The following is a 22133-nucleotide window of genomic DNA, read 5'->3' on the forward strand; positions in this document are numbered from 1 at the left end:
CAATTGAGAATTCGTTCTCATCTGTATGATGGCACCCCAGTCGTCTCCCATGCACCCGTTACTCCTGCGCCTCCTGCTGCTGGCCGTGTTCTTCAACACGGCCATTGGCGTTCCCCTGCACCTTGCCGCGGGCAAGCACCTGCAGGTGGCTGCCAGCGCCGTGCAGGCGCCGGACACCGGGCCGCCTACGCCCGAGCATGCGGAGCATGGCCACGGCGCATGCGCCTGGTGCCTGGCCCAGGCACAGCAGGCACATGCGCTGGCCTCGGCCGCACCGCCGGTGCCACCGTGCGCTGAACCGGCCGCCACGCAGCCCCCCGGGCCACGGTCGTGCTTCATCGCCGCCCCGGACCGCTGGCCGTTCGCCGCGCGCGATCCGCCGCGCCACGCCTGAGCCCCCCGCTCCCCTCCACCCCCGTTGTTGCCGCTGGTGCCTTGGCACCGGCCCGTCCTTGCGCGCGCCGCCCGGCTGGCTGGCGCGTGCGCGTCCCGCATTGCCTGCCGATCCCTGTTCACCACCATGTCCCTTCCATCCCACCCCCTGCCTACGCCCGCCCCGGCAAGGCCTGAGCACTTCTGGCAGCGCCTTCCCCTGGCCCTGGCCGCCGCGGCGCTGTGCACCGGCCACGCCATGGCCCAGGATGCCCCGCCCCAGCTGTCCACCATCGATGTGGTCGGCCGCACCGAGTCGGGTGCCTACCAGTCGGAAGAGGCCGCCGGCGCCAAGACCGAGCTGCCGCTGCGCGAGCTGCCGCAATCCGTGCGCATCGTCACGCGCCAGGCCATCGACGACCTGGGCGCCACCAGGCTCGACGAGGTGCTCGACTACGTGGGCGGTGTCTCGCGCCAGAACAACTTCGGCGGGCTGTGGGACAACATCGCCGTGCGCGGCCTGCCGGGCAACGAGAACACCGGCATGGCCACGCTGCTCAACGGCTTCTCGTCCAACCGGGGCTTCAACGCACCGCGCGACCTGGCAGGGGTGGAGCGCATCGAGTTCCTCAAGGGCACGGCGGCCGCACTGTATGGCAGCAGCGAACCCGGCGGCACGCTCAACATCGTCTCCAAACGCCCACTGTGGAAGCCCGCGCATTCGGTGGAAGGCTATGTGGGCAGCCATGGACTCCAGCGCGGCGCCTTCGACAGCACGGGGCCCATCGGCGATAACATCGCCTACCGGCTGAACGTGGCGGTGGAGGGCCGCGACAGCTTTCGCGACCACGTAACGGCGCGGCGCGAAGTGGTCGCGCCGGCCTTCACCTGGAAACTCGGGCGCGACACGGTGCTCGAATATGCCGGCGAGGTGCTGCGCCACGCCACGCCGCTGGACCGCGGGGTGGTGGCAGTCAACAACCGGCTGGGCACCATCCCGCGCAGCCGCTTCCTGGGCGAGCCGGCCGACGGCAAGGTGACGGTGGAGAACCAGACGCACCAGTTCATCCTGTCACACGAGTGGAGCAGCGATTGGCGCAGCCGGCTGGGCCTGTCGTACCGCGAAACCTCGGTCACCGGCTTCTCTACGGAAGCCACGGCACTGCAGGCCAATGGCAACCTGACGCGCCAGCGCCGCTACCGGGACTTCTCGTCCGACGACACGGCGCTGCAGGCCGAGCTGCAGGGCAAGCTCCGGGCTGGCGCCATGGAACACGAACTGCTGCTGGGCGTGGAGAGCTTTCGCTTCGGCATGGATTCGTTGATGCTGCGCGCCAACCCTACGGCAGCCGCCCCCTATGCCATCCACATTGACAACCCGGTCTACGGCCAGGCCCAGCCCACGCCGCTGGCCAATACCGACACGCGCGAGCAGCAGCGCAACACCGCCTTCTACGTGCAGGATGCGATCAAGCTCGCGCCCGACTGGCGCCTGGTCGCAGGCCTGCGCATGGACAACTACCGCCAGTCGTTGCTGAACCGCAGGGCGGGCACCACGGCCAGCCAGGATCCGTCCTCCACGTCTCCGCGCCTGGGGCTGAGCTGGCTGCCATCGGCGCAGTGGACGGTGTATGCCAATGCGGGCCGCTCCTTCCGCCCGAACGTCGGCACCGACTTCGCCACCAACAGCTTCAATCCGGAGACGGGCCGTGCCCTGGAGCTGGGCACCAAGTGGGAGAGCGCGGACCAGCGCATGGGGGCCACGGCGGCCCTGTTCGACATCCGCAAGCGCAACGTGCTCACGGCCGACCCGGGCAACAGCGGTTTCTCCGCAGCGGCTGGCGAGATCCGCAGCCGCGGGGTCGAGTTCGACTTCGCGGGCCAGGTCACCACCCACTGGCGCCTGAACGCGAGCATGGTGCTCAACGATGTGGAAGTCACCAAGGACAACACCCTGGAGGTCGGCGGGCGCCTGCTCAACGTGCCCAGGGTCAACGGCAGCGTGCTGGCGGTGTACGAGGACATGCTGGGCAACGGCCAGCGCTACGGCATCGGTGGCGGCGTGACCCACGTGGGCAAGCGCCTGGGCCAGGCGCGCACCCAGGCCGAGGCCAACGCCGCCACGCCGGCCTTCGACCTGCCGGCCTACACCACGGCCAAGCTGGTGGCGTACTGGCGCCTGTCGCCCACGCTGCGGCTGACGCTGGACGTGGACAACCTGTTCGACACGACCTACTACACCAGCTCCTACAGCCGCGTCTGGGTGGCGCCCGGTACGGCGCGCACCCTCACCGTGGGCCTGCAGGCCCGCTTCTGACCATGCCAGCCATGCAACCCCACCCCACCCCTCCACAGGCGCCGGCAACACCGGCTGCCGTACTGCACGCCAGCGGCGTCACCGCGGGCTATGGCGCCCGCACCATCGTGCAACACCTCGACCTGCAGGTGCACCGCGGGCAGATCTACGCCCTGCTCGGCTCCAACGGCACCGGCAAGACGACCACGCTGAGCCTGTTCCTGGGCTTTCTTGCGCCCACCGCCGGCAGCGTGCGCGTGCAGGGCATCGACCCCGTGGCCGACCCGGACGGCGCGCGCAGGCAACTGGCCTACATCCCCGAGAACGTGGCCCTTTATGAACACTTGAGCGCACGCGAGAACCTGGCCTACCCGCTGGACCTGGCGGGCCAGCCCGAGGATGCGCAGGCCATCGGCCAGGCGCTGCAGGCCGCAGGCCTGGACCCGGCGGCCCACGGCCGGCGCGTGGCCGGCTTCTCCAAGGGCATGCGCCAGAAGGTGGCCATTGCCCTGGCGTTGGCGCGCAGGGTGCCAGCCCTGCTGCTGGACGAGCCCACCTCGGGCCTGGACCCGCAGGCCACGGCTGAGTTCAACCGGCTACTGGCGCTGCTGCGTGCGCAAGGCGTGGCGATCCTGATGGTGACGCACGACCTGCTGGGTGCTGCGGACGTGGCGGACCGCATGGGCTTCATTGACGCCGGGCGGCTGGTGGAGGAAGTGGCCGCCGACAGCGGCGGTGGCGAGCGCTTCGACGTGCGCGCGCTGCACCGGCGCTACGCCGCCCAGGGGGCTGCGGCATGACGCGCCCCGCCTGGCGGATTGCGCGCGAAGAATGGCGCCTGCTGCTGCGCGACCGCACCGCCCTGCTGGGCCTGGCCCTGCTCCTGCTGCTGACCCTGGTGGCATCGGCCACCGCATGGGAGTCGCGGCGCGCGGCCGATGCGCAGCGCACGCGTTACCAGGCCCAGGCCAACCAGGAGTTCGAGGCCCAGCCCGATCGCCACCCGCACCGCATGGTGCACTACGGGCACTTCGTGTTCCGGCCGCTGAACCCGCTGGCGGCCTTCGATGCCGGGATCGACGCCTATACCGGGCACACCCTGTTCCTGGAAGGGCACCGGCAGAACAGCGCCAATTTCGGGGACGTGCGGCAATCGTCGCTGCTGCTGCGCTTCGGGCAGCTCCACCCGGCTTTCGTGCTGCAGGTTCTGGCGCCGCTGCTGCTGGTGTTCCTGGGCCATGCGGCACTGGCGCGTGAGCGCGAATCGGGCACCTTGCGGGTGCTGCTGGCGCAAGGGGTGCGGCCAGGCCAGGTCCTGCGGGGCAAGGTGCTGGCGCTGGCCGGCACGGCCCTGCTGATGCTGCTGCCCGCGGCACTGGCCCTGGCGTTCATGGGCGCGGCCACGCAACCGGTGCGGGCCACTGCCATGCTGGCAGGCTATGCGCTGTGGCTGCTGCTCTGGGCGATTCTGGTGGTCGGACTCTCCGCCCTGTTCAAGCGGCGGCGCGATGCGCTGCTGTGCCTGCTGGCGGTATGGACGGTGGCCATCATCCTGGTGCCGCGCCTGGCCGCCGACGGCGCCACCTTGGCCCATGCGCTGCCCACCCGCATGGAGAGCGACATCGCCGTGGCCCGCGACCTGGCCGCCCTGGGCGACAGCCACAACCCCGACGACCCGTACTTCGCGGACTTCCGCAAGCAGGTGCTGGCGCAGTACGGCGTCTCCCGGGTGGAGGACCTGCCCGTCAACTACAAGGGCCTGCTCGGCATCGAGGGCGAGCGCATGACCAGCGAGCTCTTCAATCGCTACGCCGCGGACTCGTTCGACCAGCAGGGCCGGCAAAGCGGTTTCATGGACCGCATCGGCATGGTCAGCCCGCTGCTGGCCCTGCGGCGCCTGTCGATGGCCCTGGCCGGCACCGACCTGGCAAGCTACCGCCGCTTTCTGGAGCAGGGGGAGCACTACCGCTACACGCTGATCCAGTCGCTCAACCGCCTGCAGGCCGAGAAGATCGCCTATGCCGACGACCGCAACCCCACCCGGCAGAACCGCGTGGACCGATCGCACTGGCACGATGTGGCGCACTTCCAGTACGAGCCCGCCACGCCCTTGGCGCTGCTGCGCTCCGTGCTGCCGGCCGCCGCCGTGCTGCTGGCCTGGCTGGCCGCGCTGTCGGCGCTGCTGGCCTGGGGCGCACAGCACCTCGGGAGGAGCACGCGATGATGCGCTGGATCGCCCATGAATGGCGCCTGGTGGGCCGCTCGCGCCTGTGCCTGTCGGCCCTTGTCCTGCTGTGCCTGCTGTCCGCCGTGTCCCTGTGGTCGGGGGCACGCGAAGTGGCTCGCCAGCAGGCCCATATCGCGCGGCTGGCGCCCGTGCACGAGCAGGACGTGCAGGCCGTTGCCAGGCGCTTCGCCCGGGGTGGCGACGCCGGCTATGCGGCCTACTACACCTTCTACGACACGCAGGACCCCCCTTCGGACGCCGCCTTCCTGGCCCTGGGCCTGCGCGACGTGGCACCCTATGTGCTGCGCGTGCGCGCCCTGGGGCTGCAGGCCCAGCTCTACGAGGGCGAAACCTTCAACCCCGAACTGGCCCTGGCCGGACGCTTCGACTTCGCCTTCGTGCTGGTCTACCTGGCGCCGCTGTTCATCATCGCCCTGCTGCACGACCTGGTGTCGGGCGAGCGCCAGGCGGGCCGGCTGCGCATGCTGCTGGCCATGCCGGGCGCGGGCACGCGGCTGTGGCTGCGCCGCGCCGGCCTGCGCACGGCGCTGGCCATCGCCAGCATGTCCCTGCCGCTGCTGCTGGCCGCCGCCGTGCTGCCCGTCGGTGTGCCGGTGCTCGCCGGGGCGCTGGCCGCGGTCGTCGCCTACGCCGCCTTCTGGTGCGCGGTATGCGTGCTGGTGGCCACCCGGCCCTGGGGCTCCACCGCCCATGCCACGGCCCTGATGGGCTGCTGGGTCGTGCTCACCCTGGTGCTGCCCGCCCTGGCGCAGATGGCGATCGCGCGCGCCATCCCTGTGGACCAGGGCGTGGACCTCATGCTGGCACAGCGCCAGAACGTGCACGGCGCCTGGGACCAGCCGCGCGATGCCACCCTGCAGAGGTTCTTCGAGACCCACCCCGAGTGGAAGCACACGGCGCCCCTGCCCGAACGGTTCCACTGGAAGTGGTACTACGCCTTCCAGCAGCTGGGCGACGAGAGCGTGGCCCCCGCCGTCGACGCCTACCGCGCTGGCCTGGCGCGCCGCCAGGACTGGACCGGGCGCCTGGGCTGGCTGCTGCCGGGCGTGGCCGTCCAGACCACCCTGCATGCGCTGGCGCAGACCGACCTGCCGGCCCAGTTGCGCTACCAGGAGCGCATCGAGGCCTTCCACCGGGAGGTGCGCGAGTTCTACTACCCCTATGTCTTCAACGAGCGCCCCTTCGGGCCCGAGGACTTTGCCAAGAGGCCCCGCTTCTCCGCACCGGCGCCCGGAGCACCGTGGCCGGTGCTGCCCTTGCTGGCATGCCTGGCCTGGGGCCTGTGCATGGCGGGCATGGCCGCCCGCGCCCTGCGGCGGCTGGCCCCTGCCGACTGAGCCCCCAGCTCACCAGTAGACCCTGGCGAGCACCGGACCTGGTGGCCCGGTGTTCGCTTGTTCCAGGTCAAAGAGACCACCGGCGCCAGGGTCAAAATAAAGATGCATGTGAAATACCCATTAAAATAAACATATCAAATGCATCTTTAAAGGACTGCCATGAACGCCCGTGACCTCGCCTCTCCTGCCTCGATCCACCCAGGCGCGCCCTTTGCCCTGCATGCGCAGCAGCAGATCGGGCAGATCGCGGTGCAGCTGCCCGGTGCCACGGCGGTCTTCCGGCGGCTCAAGCTCGACTTCTGCTGCGGCGGCCAGGTAAGCCTGGCCCAGGCCGCGGCCGACAAGGGGCTGGATGCCGGGGCCGTGGTCGCCGAGCTGGCGCAGTTGCAGCGCGGCGATGCCCTGCCCCAGGTGGGTGCCAGCGCAAGCGCGCTCATCGACCTGATCGTCGCGCGCTACCACGAGGTGCACCGCGCGCAATTGCCCGAGCTGGTGCGCATGGCGCGGCGCGTGGAGGCCGTGCACCGCAGCCACCCGGCCGTGCCCACGGGCCTGGCCGATGCACTGGAGGAAACGCATGCAGAGCTGCTGGACCACATGGGCAAGGAGGAGGCCGTGCTGTTCCCCATGCTGCGCCAGGGCGGCAACCCCTTCGTGGGCATGCCCATCGGCGTGATGCGCGCCGAGCACGCCGACCATGGCGCGGCCCTGGAGCGGCTGAACGCGCTGACCCACGACACCGCCCCGCCAGAGGATGCCTGCACCACCTGGCGCGCGCTCTATGCGGGCATCGCGCAGTTCTGCGACGACCTGATCAGCCACATCCACCTGGAGAACAACGTGCTGTTCCCGCCGTTCGAGGCCCCTGCAGGTGCCGCCCATGGCCTGGACGCGGGCGCGTCGGACTGCGCCAGCCCGCGCTGCGGCTGCCATTGAACGGGAAGAACGCTGCCATGACCGAGCCAACCCATCTGGAACCCAGCGCCGAAAGCATGGCCGAGCTGGTGCACAGCTTTTACGCCGATGTGCGCGCCCACCCCTTGCTGGGCCCCGTGTTCGAGACCGCGCTGCACGGCCGCTGGGACGCGCACCTGGCGCGGCTGGTGGACTTCTGGTGCACGGTGGCGCTGGGGCAGCGGCGCTTCAAGGGGGGCGACGTGTTCGGCAAGCACATGGCGCTGCCGGGCGTCACGCCCGCGCACTTCGCGGCCTGGGTGGGACTGTGGCAGCAGCACACCAACCGCCTGTTCGCGCCTGATTTTGCGCAGGAGCTGCAGGTGGCGGCGCATGGCATTGCGCGCAATCTGTTTCGCGGGTATTTCGGTGCCGAGCCGGCCTTCGCCGAGAGGGAGAGCGAGGCCGCGGCGCAGCGGTGAACCGCCTGGGCGGGGCGCTGGCGGCGGTGGCCTACTCGGGTTGCGGCTGCACCGCCTGCAGGCCGCGCTTGACGGCGGCCAGGGTCTTCTCCGGCAGCAGTGCATCGGCAGAGCCCAGCTGGGCCGCCAGCAGGGAGCGGCGCAGCTCCAGTTCGGCCAGGGCCTCGCTGGCGCGGCCCACCGAGGCCTTCATCGCGGCCTCGGCCTCGTCGCTCTGCCCGAAGAGCTTTTCCATGCGCTCCAGAATCGGCGGCCGGTCGCTTTCCCTGGCCTCCTTCAGGTCGACGACCGCCTGGGCGCCCTCGCGGTCCAGGACATCGGCCAGCGCGGCCTTGCGGCGGGCATCCTGCAGGCCCTTGACCAGGCCCTGCGCGGCTTTCAGGTAGGCCAGCGCAGCGCTTGCCACTGCGGGCCTGGCCGAGGCGTCGATGCGCTGCACTGCGGCGCGGGTGTCATCCAGGACCAGGGCGGCATCGTCCGCCGCCTTGAACAGCCCCTGATCGGCAACGCCCTGGAATTGCGCCAACTGCTCGACGCCCGCAGCCGTGCGGCTGCTGGCCCCCTTGACCAGCCCACTGACCGCTTCGACCTGCCTGTCGGAAGCAAACACCCCACCTGCGGCCACAGCCAGCGTCCATGCCATCGCCAGCGCCACAACCTTCTTGCCCATGACCTCTCCCTTGTTGGAGCGGCGATCGTAGCGGAAGGCGCCGCCCGGCAAAGCGGCGGGCTTGCGGGAAGCTGTCCTGCCTGCTATTTTTCCTTGGGCGTGAAGAACAGTGCCACGCCGATGGCGATCAGCGCCAGCGGCCACCAGGTCACCAGCAATTCCTTGAGGCTGATGCTGATGAGCCCCAGGTTGGTGAGCAGAAAGAACACCCCCAGTACGACCAGAACGATGGCAGCGACGTTGCCCTTCATGTGCACTTCCTCCAAGATGGTTGCGGACCGATGCGGACGGCCTCTGTCATGGATTATGGGGGCGGCTCAGCCCATGCGCCCGGCAGACGCGCCCGCACGCAGCACCGCCAAGTGTGCGCCCAGCACACAGCAGGCCGGCGTGACGAAGATGCCCGCGAGGTTGAACCACAGCGGCAGCTCGCTCCAGAAAGCCAGGCCCACCAGCGTGCCCAGCACACCCACGGCCAGGCCGTTGAAATAGGGATAGGCGACCGCGATGCGGGCCGCAATATGGCCCCCCAGCACACTCACCAGGGCACCGAGCACCATGCTCCAGACCAGGTAGCCGTCGTCCTCGGCCAGCTCGGCCAGGGCCTGGATGATCTGCTCTTCGCTCTGCCCCTCCATGGCCAGCAGCACGCCCTGCAGGGATACCAGCACCACACCGGCCAGGATGGACAGTGCCAGCAGGAGCGAGGTGCCCACGATGAGGGCCTTGGGGTTGATTCGGTTCACCGTAGACGCTTTCAGGGTTGTTGGCCCGCGTAATGTACTGCGCGCAGGCGCCGCAGGCATGGCAAGCACACAACGTGCCCGAAAAGGGCTTCGGAGTGGATAGTATCGGCAGCACCAGGGACCCGATGGGGCACCCTGTTCCACCGGGAGGAAGGCATCCGATGCAGGCAATGGCAAGAATCATCCGTGCACCGTGGCGGTGGGTTGCGGGCATCGCCCTGCTTGTGGCGGGCCAGGCGATGGCCGCCCCGGATGTGGCCCCGGTGCCCGGCGCCGAGTGGGAGCGCATTGCCTCGCCCGAGGCGGTGGGCTGGTCGACCCCGAAGCTGGCGCTGGCGCGCGAGCACTCGAAAGGTCTCGACACGGCGGCGGTCATGCTGGTGGTCAATGGCAAGGTGCTCGACGAATGGGGGCCTACGCAGTACCGCTTCAACATCCATTCGATACGCAAAAGCATCCTGAACGGCCTGGTGGGCATGGCGGTGGAGGAAGGCAAGATCAAGCTCGGCGCTACCCTGGGCGAGCTGGGCATCGACGACAACGCCCCCGCGCTCACCGATGCCGAAAAGCGCGCCACCGTGGCCGACCTGCTCAAGTCGCGCTCGGGCATCTACCACCCCACCCTGTACGAGTCCGCCGCCATGGCGGCAGCCCGGCCGGCGCGCGGCAGCCATGCGCCAGGGACCTTCTGGTACTACAACAACTGGGACTTCAATGCGCTGAACACCATCTACGAAGCGCAGGCCAAAACCAGCTTCTACACCGCCTTTGCCACGCGCCTGGCCCAGCCGCTGCAGATGCAGGACTGGCGCGCGCAGGACGGTGCGTACTTCACGGGCAAGGAGTCTGTAAACGCCGCCTACCCCATGCACATGTCGGCCCGCGATCTGGCGCGCTTCGGACTCCTGTACCTGCGCGGCGGGCAATGGGGCGGCAAGCAGCTGATTCCGGCAGCATGGATCCAGCAAAGCATGCAGTCCTACTCCGATAGAGGAGTGGACGGGGGCTATGGCTACATGTGGTGGGTGGAGGTGGACGGGCGCCACCTGCCGTCCATCCGCGTGCCTGCCGGCACCTTCTCGGCCCAGGGCTTTGGCGCGCACCTGGTGGTCGGGGTACCGGCCTATGACCTGGTGGTGGTGCATCGCGTGGACACCGAAGACCCCAGTAACTACGTGAGCGACGAACAGTTCGGGGAGTTGCTGAAGCTCATCCTCGATGCCCGCCTGGGCAAGTGAGCCAGAATCAGCCGCCCATGCTCCAGTTCGCCCACACCTACCGATATGCCGAACCCTCGTCCGTGGACCTGGGGGCCGGCGCCGCACCGCACCTGCGGCTGGCCACCTCGTCGCCCGGCGAAGTGGCGCACCCGCATTTCTTCGAGGGCCGGCTGCACCAGCCGCAGCTGGCCGCGCAATTGCTGAGTGCGGTGCACCTGCTGGTGGGCTCGCGCTTCTTCACGCCGGCCAACAGCGTGGCCAAGGCCATTGCGCTGGCCGACCCGGTGGTCACGGCCGGCAGCGGCATGCTGCGGCTCGAGGGCTTCTCGGCCTGCTGCAGCACCTACATCCGCGTGGACATGGAGCCGGCCGCCTATGCCGGTGACATCGTCGGCAAGGGCACGACCAACATCGACTTCAACGCAAGCATGCGCGCCGCGCTGGCCCAGGTGCGCGATGCCGACGGGCTGGCCCTGTCGGTAGGAGCCGCGGCCTTCACCCTGCACACCGCCGGCACGCATGTGGTGGAAAAGAAGGTGGAGCTGCCCCTGCGCTGGCTGCGCAGCATGGTGGCCGTGCAGAGCTACCAGGCGGCCATGCGCAAGGTCTTCGAGGTCGATGCCATCCCGGCCCTGCGCTTCGTGCGCGGCCTGCCCCGCGCATCGACCAGCAAGACCCCGCTGTGGGTGGTGGCCGGCCCCCAGGGCCTGCGCACCACGGCGCAAAACGATGGCAGCGGCGTGCGCTTTACCGACAGCAGCCGGCTGCGCGTGCTCGAAACCCTGCTACCCAAGGCGCGCAGCCTCACGCTGTTTGCCGATGCCCAGCAGCAGGCCAGCGCCTGGTGCCTGGACTTCGGCGCCATGCGCCTGACCCTGGTGCTCAGCGCCGAGGTGTGGCGCGGCTTCTCGGGCGAGGGCCAGGCCCTGCACGCCCTCGTCCAGGCCGACGAGGCCCGCCCCGCCAGCGCCGTGCGCGCCCAGCTGCATTGGCAGGACACGCTGCGCGGCGATGCCCTCGCCGCCACGCTGCAGTGGCCCAGCGCCGATGTGGAGCGGGCGCTGCAGCTGCTCGGTGCCTCGGGCCTGGTGGGCTACGACCTGGTGCACGGCGCCTACTTCCACCGCGTGCTGCCGCTGGACCTGGCCCAGCTCGACGACATGAACCCGCGCCTGGCCGATGCCCGCGCGCTGCTGCAGGCCGGCGCAGTGCGTCTGGCCAGCGTCAGCCCGCTCGATGCCGAGGTGCACAGCGGCGACGCAAGCTACCGCGTGCGCGAGGTGGACGGCGAGCTGCGCTGCACCTGCCCCTGGTTCGCCAGGCACCAGGGCGAACGCGGCCCGTGCAAGCATGTGCTGGCGGCATGCACCGCACAGGCTGCGACCCTCTCGAATTGACCTGCTCCCATGCACGACCACGACCACGAAGACACCACGGCCACCGGCGATTCCCCACTCGAACGCCACATCCTCGCAGGCGATCTCGACGCCGTGATGGACTGCATCGATGCGGCCGACGAGGCCGAGCGCAAGGTCATGCGCCGCACGGCCGAGCGCCTGATCATGCGCCGCTGGCAACTGCTGCGCGCCGCCCCCGACAGCCCCCTCACCGTGGATGGCCACACCAGCAAGGCCCGCGCCAACCGCCTGTTCCGCGCCACCGAGCTGGCCCGCTTCATGTGCAACGCCGAACTGCCACCCAGCGACTACTGGCAGCACATCGGCATCCAGGACATCGCGGCGTACAAGGCGCGGTTTACACCGCCGCTGTCGAGCGAACCCATCGACCGGCAGCTGCGCGGCGACAACCGATGGCACTACCCCCACGTCATCCACCGCGCCATCGTGGCCGGGCTGGTGGAGCGCCCCGGGACCGACGACTACATCGACGCCCTGTTCTTCGGCGACCTGCGCAGCGAATCCAACGTGGTGCTCAAGCATGTCGATGCCGACCCCGGTGTGGCGCCCTGGCTGCTCCGGCTGTTCGAGCGCGAAGGCAGTTCCGACGGCAGCTTTGCCGCGCGCGAGAAGTACTGCCACGACCCCGAGCTGACCTGGAACCATGCCTTCCTCGCGCTGTGCGAGCGCGGCGTCTACACCCGCGCCCAGCTGCTGGACAGGACCCTGGGTGCGCTGGCCTGCGACTGGCCGCAGTTCAAGTCGGGCTGGTTCTCGCGCTTCCATGAACAGCTGGCTCCCACGGTGGACGAGATGGCACCCGAGGCCGACCGCTACCTGGCCCTGTGCCACAGCCGCATCGCTCCCACGGCGGGCATGGCGCTGCAGGCCGCGACCGCGCTGTACCAGGCCGGGCGGGTGGATGCTCAGGCCGTTTGCGAGGCCGCCACGCCGCTGGTGTCGGCCACCGCCAAGGGCCAGGTGCTGGCGGCGCTGGAGTTGCTGGGCCAGGTGGCAAAGAACGATGCGGCCCTGGCCCGCCATGCCAGCGGCATTGCGGCGCTGGCCCTGGGCCACACCGCGGCCGATGTGCACAAGAAGGCCATCGCCTTCCTCGCGAAATGGGGCCTGGACGATGCGGGCCGAGAGCTGGCACGCGGCTACCTGTCCTTCGTCTCGGCCGTCAACCGGCCGGCGCTGGCCGCGCTGGTGGGCGAGGCCGATGCAGCGCCGACGGCCATGGCTGCGGCCACCCCCGGGCCCGCACAGGCACCACGCAGGATCTCGCCACTGGATGCCAGCCGCGCGCTGGCCCCGCTGGAGTGGGTCGCCGACGTGGTCGAGCGCATGGCCTATGCGCTGGAGAACCCGGCCGACGTGGACGAATGGGAGCGCGTTGCAGGGGCCCTGGTGCGGCTGGCGCCCATCACCGCCGCGGACAAGGCGGCCTTCCTGGCGCTGCAAAAGCGCACCCGCAAGCTGGAGTGGCCTGCCAAACCCCTGCCCTTCGCGCTGGCCCGCGTGATGGCCGCTGCGGTGGATGGCGAGGGCACGGCCGAGGACGTGATGCGGGTGCCTGGCGATGCACCCACCCGCGCGGAGCACTTCATCGGTCCGCGCGTGCAGGGCCTCATCGCCCAGGCGCTCGCAGGCCAGGGCCTCACGCCTCTGTCCACGCCCACGCACCGGGGTGGCTTCATCGATCCGCGGCAACTGGTGCAGCGCATCCAGGCACAACTGCGCGCCGGGGTCATGGCCCCCCTGTCCGAACAGGTTCTGGCGCTGATGCGGCTGGTGCCGGCCCCCATGGACGAGGCGGCGGCGCGCACCGCGCTCGCAGAGGCGCAGGGCATCACAGCCTCCACCCCGCTGGTACAGGCCCTGCGCTACGCACTGGGCGATGGCACGGTCAAGGTGCCGGCGGACGCTGCAGCACGCCCTCTGTTCCTCGCCGCCGCACGCGTGCGCTCACCCCACGCGGACGATGCCCCCACGCTCGCTGCCTATGGCGACCTGGGCCCGGACGGCCCACTGCACCCTCGCCTGGGCTGGCATGTCCTGAGCCGCAGCACCGAGTACGGGTACACCTTCCACCACCTGTACCTCAGACACCAACCCGCGCTGCAGCCGCAGGAGCACGCGCAGCCCCACCACACCGCCCTGGCCCTGTGCGCCAAGCACCTGGCCGATACGCGCTGGAGCACCGAGCACGAGGCGGCCCACATCCGCTTTGCCGCCAGCCTGCTGCCCTCGGGCCTGGAGCCGCTGTTTGCCGAGGCCGCACGCACCATGGGCAACAATGTGGATTGGGACGAGGCACAGTGGCAGAACCGCGCCTACCTCGACCTGCTGCTGGAGCCCACCACCCCGCTCACACCCATGGCCGTGCTGCTGCTGGCCGTGGCCCTGGCCGGCAAGGAGCCCGGGCAGGCGGCTCTGGCCGTGGATGCGCTGGTGCAGGGCGTGCAGGACGGGCGGCTCGATGTCCATGCCCTGGGGCGCACGCTGGCAAGCCTGTGGGCCACACCCCTGGTCAAGGGCCCGCGCTATGCCAAGAGCCTGGCCGCCGCGGCCCAGGCGCATGCGGCCATGCCGGTGGCCGTATTCACCCTGCTCTGCGCGATGCTGGAAGAGCCCATGACCACCTGGCGCAAGGACCAGGCGCCCCTGCTGGAGCTGCTGCTCGAGCTGCACCTGGCGCAGGGCCTGGCCCTGCCGGCCAGCACCACGGCCGCCCTGGCCGCCATGAAGCTGGGCGGCAAGGGCAAGGCGGCCCAGCTCAAGCTGCTGGGCCGCTAGCGTAGCTCAGGCCCGCGCTGGCCATGAAGCCCTTGGGGTCGAAACGGCTCCAGGCCTCACCCCAGGGAAAGGACACCGAATGGTTGCCGAAATTGCGGCCCAGTTGCTGGTGCAGCGCGCGGCGCATGAAGGCGATTTCGTTGTCGATGGCCTTCTGCGTGGGCCAGCCGTCCTCCTCCTGGGCGCCGGGCAGGCCCACGCCCATGAGCACCATGTTCAGCAGGCCCTCGTGGAAGCCCACCGACAACCAGCACGGCATGCCGCCGAAATCGAAACCGCTGAACGATGACCACGCGTAGCCATTGCCATGGTCGTGCGTGCCCTTGAAGAACTCCGCCATCCGCGCCTCGGCCTGCGCCTTGGCCAGCCCCTGGTGCCAGGATCGGCCCGAGGGCTGCAGCACCAAGGCCCCGTCGTCGGGGGCTATCACCAGGGCTTCGCGCTGGGGCATGCGTTCAGCGGCTGCGCCGCGCCACCAGCCAGCCCCCGAACCAGCAGCCCGCCACGGTGAAGAAGGCATTGGCCAGGTCGAACCACCAGTCCCAGCCCGAGCCCGTGCCGATGGCCAGGCCGATGGAGATGGCGGTGAGCAAAAGCGCCACCACCAGGTTGTTGGCATAGGGGTGCGCCGGTGCCAGCCGCGCCGTGACATAGCCGCCCGGTATGCACATGGCCCCGCCCACCAGCAGCAGCGCCAGCGTGCCCAGGTTGCCGTCCAGGAACTCGGTCACCATCTGGGCCATCTGCGCATCGCCCGCCCCCTGGGCCTGGAACCACCACGAGGCCAGGTACCACAGGCCATAGGCAATGGCGGGCAGGAGCAGCAGCATCAACACGACGCCGGCAAGGATGGCTTTGAAACTGAATCGGTGCACGAATGGCTTCCTTGGGTGCAGGGAGGAGGTTGGTTGCGCGATGGTACCCGCCCGGCCCGCGCATGGCACCATCGCCCGCGCCGGGGCACGGGCTTATGCCGCCGTGCTTGCAGCAGGCCCCTGGGTGGCCGGCAGGCGTGCCGTGAAGCAGGTGCCGCTTGCGCGCGCAGAGCGCACCTGCAGCGTGCCGCCATGCGCACGCACAATCTGCGCGCAGATGTGCAGGCCCAGGCCCAGGCCGCCCCCGGGCGCACTCTCCACCGGGCGCCAGAAGGGCTCGAAGATCCGGTCGAGGTTGGCGGCCGCGATGGGCTCGCCGCCATTGGCGACGGCGATGCTGAGCCAGCCCTGGTCGAGCGAGACATCCACGCCCACGGGCTGTTCGTTGCCACCGTAGGCGAGTGCATTGCCGAGCAGGTTGGACAGCAACTGCTGCACGCGGCCCACATCGCATTCCACCACCCCGGACAGCCGGTACTGCTCCACGATCTGCGAATCGGGGTGCGCGTCGCGCAACTCGCCCACCACCTGGCGCAACGCGGCCTGCAGGTCGGGCACTGCCTCGATGCGCACCCCCATGCCGGCGCCCAGCCGCACGCGTGCGAAGTCGAGCACGTCGTCGATCAGGTGCGACATGCGCCGCGTGGTGGCGCGCAGCCGCTGGCCATAGCGAGCCACGGCGGCGTCGTCCTCGCGGCGCGCCAGGATCTCGCCGATGGCCCCCACCGAGGCCAGCGGGTTGCGCAGGTCATGCCCCAGCACGGCGATGAACTGGTCGCGCAGCTCGGCCGTGGCCTGCGCATCGAGCAGCGCGGTCTCGGTGGCCTCCTGGCGCTGCTCCACATCGAGCTGGCGCCCGATCAGCTCGGCAAAGCTCTGGAACATGGACACCGTCTTGGGGTTGGACAGCTGGTTGGGGCTGGGGTCGATGGCGCACAGGTTGCCGAAGTAATCCCCATTGGGCCGCACGATGGGCACGGAGATGTAGCTCTCGATGTTGTACAGCCGCGGTGTGTGGTGCGTGGCGTAGGTCGGGTCGGTGCTGGCGTGGTCGAACACCACGGGCTGGCGCGCGGCGCGCGACTCCTTGCACAGGGTGGTGTGCACGTCGAGCTGGCCGCCGGGCAGCAGGCCGAAGTTGATCTGGTCTTCCACCGCGCAGGCGGTCCAGGTGCCGTCGGTCACCCGCGCCACGGCGGCAAAGCGCATGCCGGTGTTGTCGCAGACGATGCGCAGCAGCGACGGCACGGCGCTGATGCGGGAGACGGCGGCAATGTCGCGGGCTATGGAGGCGGGGCTGTCGTCCACACGGGGCCTGGGCAAGGGATACGAGGCAGCCATTACAGCACGCGTGCCAAAAGGCCGCTGTGTCCTGGGACATGGCCCGGCCCTCGCACCCCGGCCCCGGCGCTGCCGCCAGGGCCTCAATGCACCACAGCGGCCCTGGACACCACTGCGCCCTTGGCGACCCACTTGCCGTGGCGCAGGAAACGGTGCTGCACGGACACGAACCTCTCGTCCCCGTGGCTAATGGACATCCCCGGCGCGAAGCGCTGGAAGATCGTGAGCGACCTCTTGCAGACCCCGCTTTGCTCGGGGATCACGGGCATCCAGCCGCGCCAGGGAAGCTGGCTGGCGCGAGCCCGCCTTTTTTTCACTGCTGCGTGGCGCGCATCGGCGCGGCCAGTGATCTGCGCCTGGAAGTTCTATGCGGAGGAGCGGCCGTCGAGAATGCCATTGGCCAGCTCCAGCAGCGGGTGCGTGAGGTCCGCATCCAGGCCGCTGGCCAGCAGTTGGTCCCGGGCCTGCCTGGCGACCGCGGCGGACTCTTCGGTGCGGCCGCTGGCGCCCAGCAGGTCCGCCAGCAGCACCTCGAGCTCCAGGCGCTGGAGCCGGTCACGCACCCCGTCCTGCGACCCGCCTGGGGGGACAGGCCCCAACCCCTGCCGCACGGTGTCGATGGCCTCGTCCAGCCCCCCCCGGCTGGCCAGCAGGGTGGCTTTGACGAGGCATTGCTGCAGGTGCATGGGATGGCTCTGCGGAGTGGGGTTGTGCCCACCACTATGGCACAGGCGCTCGGCCATGGCCGGCGCCGTGGTGGACACGGTGGCCATGGCGAGTGTGCAGCCGTCGGCGGTCAGAGGGGGTGATTCGATCCGGCAGGCTGCAGCGCCAGCGGCCAGGGCGTGCGCCGGTCCACCAGGTGCTGCGGGCCCAGCTCGGCGCAGGAGCAGACACCCAACAGGGCCAGGTTGCGGTCCACCTCCGCACGCAGCAGGCCGATGGCTGCGGCCACGCCGGCCTCGCCATCCACGGCGGCGGCGTAGTTGAAGGGCCGGCCCGCGAACACGGCCTGCGCGCCCAGCGCCAGGGCCTTGGCCACGTCGGTGCCGCGGCGGATGCCGCCGTCCAGCATCACCACCATGGCGCTACCAGCCTGCTCGGCAATGGCCGGCAGCACGCGCAGCGGGGCCACGGCGCCATCGAGCTGGCGGCCGCCGTGGTTGCTGACGACGATGCCGTCCACCCCGTTCTGGCGCGCCAGCGCGGCATCGTGCGGGCTGAGGATGCCCTTGACCACCATGGCCCCGCGCCACTGGCGCCGGATCTGCGCGATGTGGCCCCAGTCGAGGTGGTCGCGCCCGGAGAAGTCGCGCTGCACGCGCGAGGACAGGATGGGCGCGCCGCGCTCGGCAAACGAGTTCTCGAAGTGCGGCATGCCATGGCGCACCAGCGTGCGCAGCAAGGTGCCCGCCAGCCAGCGCGGACGCACCAGCCCGTCCCACGCCAGGCGCAGGCTGGGCCGCAGGGGGGTGGAAAAGCCCGCACGCAGGTTGTTCTCGCGGTTGCCGGCCACCGGGATGTCCACCGTGACCACCAGGGTCTGCACACCGGCTGCGGCCACGCGCTGCAGCAGCGCCTCGATGCGCTCGGGCGCGCCCGGCAGGTAGGCCTGGAACCAGGTGCCGGGCGCGGCCGCCATCACCTCCTCAAGCCGGATCAGCGAGCTGCCGCTTTGCACTGCGGGTATGCCCGCCGCAGCCGCGGCCCGCGCCAGCACCAGATCGCCCCGGTAGGCCGACAGCGCCGTGATGCCCATGGGCGCAATACCGAAGGGGCTGGCATAGCGCGTGCCGAACAGCGTGACGCCCTGGTCGCGCTGGGCCACGTTGCGCAGCACCCTCGGCACCAGCGCCAGCTCGTCGAAGGCCTGCCGGTTGTCGGCCAGGGCGCGGTTGTCCTCGGCCGCGCCGGCGATGTAGCCAAAGATCGGGCGCGGCAGCACGCGGCGGGCCGCGGCCTCGAAGTCGCCCAGCGACAGCAGGTTGCGCGTGCGCCCGCTGCGGCGCGTGCCGTCGAAGGCTTGCCAGGGACTGATGGCTGGAGCGGAGGGAGAGGGCATTGCGGAAGTTTCATGGAAGTGAAAGCCGAAAGCCAGTGTCCAGCATCCCAACCCATCAAGAAAGCGAATTTATTAACATCACCTTGTTCGCCAAATAGAAACACCCAGGCCATGACGCTCAAGCAACTCGAAGCCTTCTACTGGGCTGCCACCTGCAGCAGCTTTGCCATGGCGGCCGACCGCGTGCACCTGTCGGTATCGTCCCTGTCCAAGCGCATCGCCGAGCTGGAGGCCTCGCTGGGCCAGGTGCTGTTCGACCGCGCCGGCCACCGCGCCGCGCTGACCGAGGCGGGCACGCGCCTCGTACCCCTGGCGGGCGCACTGCTGCAACAGGCCGACCGCCTGCACCAGGCCATGGGCACCACCACCGGCCTGCGCGGCCCCTGCCGCCTGGGCGTGGGCGAACTCACCGCCCTGACCTGGCTGCCGCGCCTGGTCGCCGCCATCGCCAGCGCCCACCCCGACCTGGAAGTCAGCGTGCATGTGGACGTGGGCGCCGCCCTGACCGAGCGGCTGGACAAGGGCGAGCTCGACGTGGCGGTGATCGCCGGGCCCGCAAGCCGCAGCGCACTCACCTCGGTGCCCATCGCCCAGGCCACATTCACTTGGTGCGCCAGCCCTGCGGTGGCTGCGGGGCTGGCGGCCATGGATGCCAACGCCATGAAGGCCCACGCCTTGGTCAGCCTGCCCCAGGGCTCGGGCGTGACCCAGCTCATCGACGACTGGCTGCGCCAGGCCGGCGCCCAGCCTGTGCGCCGCCTGCATTGCAACCACTGGGGCGCCATTGCCGGCCTGCTGGCGCACAGCGGCGGCATCGGCCTGTTGCCCCTGGGCTGGGCGCAGGCGCTGTGCGGGCGCGGCGTGCTGCAACAGCTGCCCAGCCGCGTGCCGCTGGGCCTGCTGGACTACGCGCTGCACCACCGGCGCGATGACCTGCGGCCGCTGGTGGCGGCGCTGCGCGACATTGCGGTGCGCGAGGCAGACTTCACGGTGGCGGGCAGTGTGTTCTGAGCGCCCACATGGCGCCCTGACTTCAGGCAGAATCGCCGGCCCTCCACGCCGCACGCCCTGCCCATGACCACCGCTGCCTCAATCGACATCGCCCAGTCCACCCCCACGGGGGGCGCCATCGCTCGCGAGGTGATGGAGCACTACGCCCTGGGCGAGGTGACCCATTGCGTGCTGATGCGGCGCGGCTTCAACCAGGTGTACGAACTGCGCTTTGCCGACGGCCGGCAGGCCGTGGCACGGCTGTGCGCCGACCGTCCGCGCGGTGCACCCAATACCGCCTATGAGACGGCGATGCTCTGGCACCTGAAGGCCGCAGGGGGCCCCGTGGCAGCGCCGCTGGCCGCGCGCGACGGTGCGGCCAGCATCGCCCTGCCGCTGCCCGAGGGGCCGCGCCCGCTGGTGCTGTTCGAGCACCTTTCGGGCGAGTGGCCGGGCGAGTCCGTGCCGGACACCGAGGCCACGGGCCGCGGCCTAGCCCTGCTGCATGAACTGGCGCAGGGCTACGCGGGCCCGCCCAGCCGGTACCAGCTCGACCTGCCCGACCTGCTGCGCGCCCCGCTGCAACAGCTGTGCGCAGCGCCGGCCATGGACGATGGCCTGCGCGCCGCGTACACGGCCCTGGCCGGGCGCCTGGACGCGCGCATCAGCGCCCTGCTGCCCTCGCTGACCCGCGTGGCCTGCCATGGCGACTGCCACGGCGCCAACAACTTCATGACCGACGGCCCCGACGGCACGCGCCTGGCCTCGTTCTTCGACTTCGACGATGCGGGCCCGGGGCTGCTGGCCTATGAGCTGTGCGTGTACTTGTGGAACACCTTGCCGCGCAAGGTGGGCGGCGCGCTCGACGAGGCCGGGCTCACGCGCTGGCGCCGCTACCTGGCGGGCTACCGCAGCGTGCGCGCACTGGGAGAGGCAGACTTCGAGGCGATTGCCGCCTTCCTGAACGTGCGGCATTTCTGGATCATGGGCGAGACGGCCGGGCGCCATGCCACCTGGGGCACACAGACCATGCCGACCAGCCAGCTGCGCCAGGTGCTCAAGATCATGGAGTACTGGGAGTCGTTCAAGACCCCTGAGTGAGCAGCCTCGGCCGCACCCCGCAAAAAAAGCCCGCACGAGGCGGGCAACTTGCTTGCACAAGGGAGGCGCCGACCACGGGTGGATCGACGGGGAAATCATAGCCCTGGCCCCCCAAAAACGGGTGTGAAGTAGTTCACGCTTTCGCCGTGGCGTGCATGGCCCGTGGCGCACCTGCGGCCCTTGCCAAAGGCCCGGCGTTCCTCGCACAATGCGCCCGCCTCCCGGCCGCGCGATTGATGAGCGAGACGGGGCCCATTGGTGAACAAATAGCATCAATGGCACGATCGATCTGGCGCCCAATGAGAGGCTGAGACCCGGGCAACAAGTGACATCCATGAACAACAAGACAGCCATCTCTTCCCCTGCGGACACGCAGTCCCCGCAACCGACCCACGGCGCCAAAGCCTGGGTCGTCGACCTGGTGCTGCTGGCGGCACTGTGGGGGGCGTCGTTTCTGTTCATGCGCATGGGCGCCGCCGAGTTCGGGGCGCTGCCCACGGCGGCGGCCCGCGTCAGCATCGGTGCCGTCTTCCTGTTTCCCCTCATGATGTTCCGCGGACAGGGGGCCGCGCTGGTCCAGCACTGGAAGGCCAGCATGGCCCTGGGTGTCTTCAATTCGGGCCTGCCGTTCGCGCTGTTCAGCTTTGCGCTGCTCACCATCAACAGCAGCCTGGCGGCGGTGCTCAACGCCACGGCGCCGATGTTTGGGGCCCTGGTGGCGTGGGTCTGGTTCCGCGAGCGGCCCAGCGGCTGGCGCCTGGTGGGCCTGGCCATCGGTTTCATCGGCGTGGTCATGCTGGCCAGCGGCAGTGCCGGGCTGCGCGATGGCGACGGCGCGGGCAACCACAACGCGGCCCTGTGGGCCATCGGCGCCTGCCTGCTGGCCTGCCTGTGCTATGGCATTGCCGCCAGCGCAACGCGCCGCTACCTCACCGGGGTGCCGCCCCTGGCCACGGCCACCGGCAGTCAGATCGGCGCGGCCCTGCTGCTGGCCGTGCCGGCCATCATGTACTGGCCCCAGCACATGCCCTCGATGCGCGCCTGGCTGGCCATCGCGGCGCTGGGCGTGCTGTGCACGGGCGTGGCCTACTTCCTGTTCTTCCGGCTGATCGAGCGCGCCGGCCCTGCGCGCGCGCTCACCGTCACCTTCCTGCTGCCGGTGTTCGCCACCTTCTACGGGGTGGTGTTTCTCGACGAGCGCATCACGCAGTGGATGCTGGTCTGCGCGGCCGTCATCGTCTGCGGCGTGGGGCTGTCCACCGGCTTCATCGCGCCGAAGACGCGCGCCGCAAAGACCTGAGCG

The 22133-nt window shown here is 70.2% G+C and carries 21 protein-coding genes; 13 read left to right on the forward strand and 8 right to left on the reverse strand.

Annotated elements, in window-relative coordinates:
* The first annotated feature begins 49 nt into the window (after window positions 1-49).
* The 7 genes from AC07PF_RS14435 to AC07PF_RS14465 all read left to right on the forward strand — a co-directional run bounded on the left by AC07PF_RS14435 (window position 50) and on the right by AC07PF_RS14465 (window position 7629).
* Entirely contained in the window at window positions 50-394 is a 345-nt protein-coding gene (locus AC07PF_RS14435) for a hypothetical protein (RefSeq protein WP_494612340.1), read from the forward strand.
* Between the two features lie 126 nt (window positions 395-520).
* Window positions 521-2689, forward strand: a complete 2169-nt coding sequence (locus AC07PF_RS14440) for a TonB-dependent siderophore receptor (protein ID WP_494612341.1) — start codon at window positions 521-523, stop codon at window positions 2687-2689.
* Between the two features lie 11 nt (window positions 2690-2700).
* On the forward strand, window positions 2701-3468 hold the full coding sequence (locus AC07PF_RS14445) for an ABC transporter ATP-binding protein (protein WP_494612342.1): 768 nt from the start codon (window positions 2701-2703) through the stop codon (window positions 3466-3468).
* Entirely contained in the window at window positions 3465-4892 is a 1428-nt protein-coding gene (locus AC07PF_RS14450; protein WP_494612343.1) for an ABC transporter permease, read from the forward strand. Before AC07PF_RS14445 ends, AC07PF_RS14450 begins: the two co-directional genes overlap by 4 nt.
* Window positions 4889-6253: a DUF3526 domain-containing protein gene (locus tag AC07PF_RS14455; RefSeq protein ID WP_494612344.1), complete on the forward strand. Its 1365-nt coding sequence runs from the start codon at window positions 4889-4891 to the stop codon at window positions 6251-6253. Before AC07PF_RS14450 ends, AC07PF_RS14455 begins: the two co-directional genes overlap by 4 nt.
* 159 nt (window positions 6254-6412) lie before the next feature.
* A complete protein-coding gene (ytfE, locus tag AC07PF_RS14460; protein ID WP_494612345.1) occupies window positions 6413-7189 on the forward strand; it encodes an iron-sulfur cluster repair protein YtfE in 777 nt (258 codons plus the stop codon).
* A gap of 17 nt (window positions 7190-7206) precedes the next feature.
* Window positions 7207-7629, forward strand: a complete 423-nt coding sequence (locus tag AC07PF_RS14465; protein WP_145696267.1) for a group III truncated hemoglobin — start codon at window positions 7207-7209, stop codon at window positions 7627-7629.
* 31 nt (window positions 7630-7660) lie between these two features.
* Here AC07PF_RS14465 and AC07PF_RS14470 read toward each other — a convergent pair whose 3' ends face one another.
* From AC07PF_RS14470 to AC07PF_RS14480, 3 genes are all read right to left on the reverse strand, one after another.
* Window positions 7661-8299: a hypothetical protein gene (locus tag AC07PF_RS14470; protein WP_494612346.1), complete on the reverse strand. Its 639-nt coding sequence runs from the start codon at window positions 8297-8299 to the stop codon at window positions 7661-7663.
* An 83-nt stretch (window positions 8300-8382) separates the two neighbouring features.
* Window positions 8383-8550 carry a LiaI-LiaF-like domain-containing protein gene (locus AC07PF_RS14475; protein ID WP_007861565.1) on the reverse strand — a complete coding sequence of 56 codons (168 nt, stop codon included), beginning with the start codon at window positions 8548-8550 and terminating at the stop codon, window positions 8383-8385.
* A gap of 66 nt (window positions 8551-8616) precedes the next feature.
* Window positions 8617-9045 carry a hypothetical protein gene (locus tag AC07PF_RS14480; RefSeq protein ID WP_007861566.1) on the reverse strand — a complete coding sequence of 143 codons (429 nt, stop codon included), beginning with the start codon at window positions 9043-9045 and terminating at the stop codon, window positions 8617-8619.
* 239 nt (window positions 9046-9284) lie between these two features.
* Between AC07PF_RS14480 and AC07PF_RS14485 the strand changes: the two genes are divergently transcribed.
* From AC07PF_RS14485 to AC07PF_RS14495, 3 genes are read left to right on the forward strand one after another with little or no spacing between them, the layout of a single operon-like run.
* Window positions 9285-10283, forward strand: a complete 999-nt coding sequence (locus AC07PF_RS14485) for a serine hydrolase domain-containing protein (protein WP_494612347.1) — start codon at window positions 9285-9287, stop codon at window positions 10281-10283.
* Between the two features lie 17 nt (window positions 10284-10300).
* Entirely contained in the window at window positions 10301-11662 is a 1362-nt protein-coding gene (locus AC07PF_RS14490) for an SWIM zinc finger family protein (protein ID WP_494612348.1), read from the forward strand.
* Window positions 11663-11671: 9 nt separating this feature from the next.
* Entirely contained in the window at window positions 11672-14461 is a 2790-nt protein-coding gene (locus AC07PF_RS14495; protein WP_494612349.1) for a DUF6493 family protein, read from the forward strand.
* Here the strand turns inward: AC07PF_RS14495 and AC07PF_RS14500 are convergent.
* The 5 genes from AC07PF_RS14500 to AC07PF_RS14520 all read right to left on the reverse strand — a co-directional run bounded on the left by AC07PF_RS14500 (window position 14442) and on the right by AC07PF_RS14520 (window position 18739).
* Window positions 14442-14912, reverse strand: a complete 471-nt coding sequence (locus AC07PF_RS14500) for a hypothetical protein (protein WP_145696262.1) — start codon at window positions 14910-14912, stop codon at window positions 14442-14444. The two genes, AC07PF_RS14495 and AC07PF_RS14500, sit on opposite strands and share 20 nt — an antisense overlap.
* 4 nt (window positions 14913-14916) lie before the next feature.
* Window positions 14917-15336, reverse strand: a complete 420-nt coding sequence (locus tag AC07PF_RS14505) for a hypothetical protein (RefSeq protein WP_007861571.1) — start codon at window positions 15334-15336, stop codon at window positions 14917-14919.
* A gap of 93 nt (window positions 15337-15429) precedes the next feature.
* Entirely contained in the window at window positions 15430-16644 is a 1215-nt protein-coding gene (locus AC07PF_RS14510; protein WP_494612350.1) for a GAF domain-containing sensor histidine kinase, read from the reverse strand.
* A 398-nt stretch (window positions 16645-17042) separates the two neighbouring features.
* Window positions 17043-17450: a hypothetical protein gene (locus AC07PF_RS14515; RefSeq protein WP_494612351.1), complete on the reverse strand. Its 408-nt coding sequence runs from the start codon at window positions 17448-17450 to the stop codon at window positions 17043-17045.
* Between the two features lie 23 nt (window positions 17451-17473).
* Complete coding sequence (locus AC07PF_RS14520) at window positions 17474-18739, reverse strand: alpha-hydroxy acid oxidase (protein ID WP_494612352.1); 1266 nt, start codon at window positions 18737-18739, stop codon at window positions 17474-17476.
* Window positions 18740-18850: 111 nt separating this feature from the next.
* On the opposite strand from AC07PF_RS14520, the gene AC07PF_RS14525 reads away from it, so the two are divergent.
* The 3 genes from AC07PF_RS14525 to AC07PF_RS14535 all read left to right on the forward strand — a co-directional run bounded on the left by AC07PF_RS14525 (window position 18851) and on the right by AC07PF_RS14535 (window position 22130).
* The gene (locus AC07PF_RS14525; protein ID WP_494612353.1) at window positions 18851-19750 is read left to right on the forward strand and encodes a LysR family transcriptional regulator; all 900 of its coding nucleotides are present in this window, start codon (window positions 18851-18853) and stop codon (window positions 19748-19750) included.
* Window positions 19751-19813: 63 nt separating this feature from the next.
* Window positions 19814-20830, forward strand: a complete 1017-nt coding sequence (locus AC07PF_RS14530; protein WP_494612354.1) for a phosphotransferase enzyme family protein — start codon at window positions 19814-19816, stop codon at window positions 20828-20830.
* 334 nt (window positions 20831-21164) lie between these two features.
* On the forward strand, window positions 21165-22130 hold the full coding sequence (locus tag AC07PF_RS14535) for a DMT family transporter (RefSeq protein WP_145696255.1): 966 nt from the start codon (window positions 21165-21167) through the stop codon (window positions 22128-22130).
* The last annotated feature ends 3 nt before the right edge of the window (window positions 22131-22133 follow it).

It is taken from the genome of Acidovorax sp. GW821-FHT10A04, from assembly GCF_059415825.1.

Excerpts from the sequence above, each read along its gene's own strand:
- AC07PF_RS14435 (WP_494612340.1), top strand. The coding sequence starts at position 50 with ATGCACCCGTTACTCCTGCGCCTCCTGCTGCTGGCCGTGTTCTTCAAC.
- AC07PF_RS14440 (WP_494612341.1), top strand. The coding sequence starts at position 521 with ATGTCCCTTCCATCCCACCCCCTGCCTACGCCCGCCCCGGCAAGGCCT.
- AC07PF_RS14445 (WP_494612342.1), top strand. The coding sequence starts at position 2,701 with ATGCAACCCCACCCCACCCCTCCACAGGCGCCGGCAACACCGGCTGCC.
- AC07PF_RS14450 (WP_494612343.1), top strand. The coding sequence starts at position 3,465 with ATGACGCGCCCCGCCTGGCGGATTGCGCGCGAAGAATGGCGCCTGCTG.
- AC07PF_RS14455 (WP_494612344.1), top strand. The coding sequence starts at position 4,889 with ATGATGCGCTGGATCGCCCATGAATGGCGCCTGGTGGGCCGCTCGCGC.
- ytfE (WP_494612345.1), top strand. The coding sequence starts at position 6,413 with ATGAACGCCCGTGACCTCGCCTCTCCTGCCTCGATCCACCCAGGCGCG.
- AC07PF_RS14465 (WP_145696267.1), top strand. The coding sequence starts at position 7,207 with ATGACCGAGCCAACCCATCTGGAACCCAGCGCCGAAAGCATGGCCGAG.
- AC07PF_RS14470 (WP_494612346.1), bottom strand. The coding sequence starts at position 8,299 with ATGGGCAAGAAGGTTGTGGCGCTGGCGATGGCATGGACGCTGGCTGTG.
- AC07PF_RS14475 (WP_007861565.1), bottom strand. The coding sequence starts at position 8,550 with ATGAAGGGCAACGTCGCTGCCATCGTTCTGGTCGTACTGGGGGTGTTC.
- AC07PF_RS14485 (WP_494612347.1), top strand. The coding sequence starts at position 9,285 with ATGGCCGCCCCGGATGTGGCCCCGGTGCCCGGCGCCGAGTGGGAGCGC.
- AC07PF_RS14490 (WP_494612348.1), top strand. The coding sequence starts at position 10,301 with ATGCTCCAGTTCGCCCACACCTACCGATATGCCGAACCCTCGTCCGTG.
- AC07PF_RS14495 (WP_494612349.1), top strand. The coding sequence starts at position 11,672 with ATGCACGACCACGACCACGAAGACACCACGGCCACCGGCGATTCCCCA.
- AC07PF_RS14500 (WP_145696262.1), bottom strand. The coding sequence starts at position 14,912 with ATGCCCCAGCGCGAAGCCCTGGTGATAGCCCCCGACGACGGGGCCTTG.
- AC07PF_RS14515 (WP_494612351.1), bottom strand. The coding sequence starts at position 17,450 with ATGGCCACCGTGTCCACCACGGCGCCGGCCATGGCCGAGCGCCTGTGC.
- AC07PF_RS14520 (WP_494612352.1), bottom strand. The coding sequence starts at position 18,739 with ATGCCCTCTCCCTCCGCTCCAGCCATCAGTCCCTGGCAAGCCTTCGAC.
- AC07PF_RS14525 (WP_494612353.1), top strand. The coding sequence starts at position 18,851 with ATGACGCTCAAGCAACTCGAAGCCTTCTACTGGGCTGCCACCTGCAGC.
- AC07PF_RS14530 (WP_494612354.1), top strand. The coding sequence starts at position 19,814 with ATGACCACCGCTGCCTCAATCGACATCGCCCAGTCCACCCCCACGGGG.
- AC07PF_RS14535 (WP_145696255.1), top strand. The coding sequence starts at position 21,165 with ATGAACAACAAGACAGCCATCTCTTCCCCTGCGGACACGCAGTCCCCG.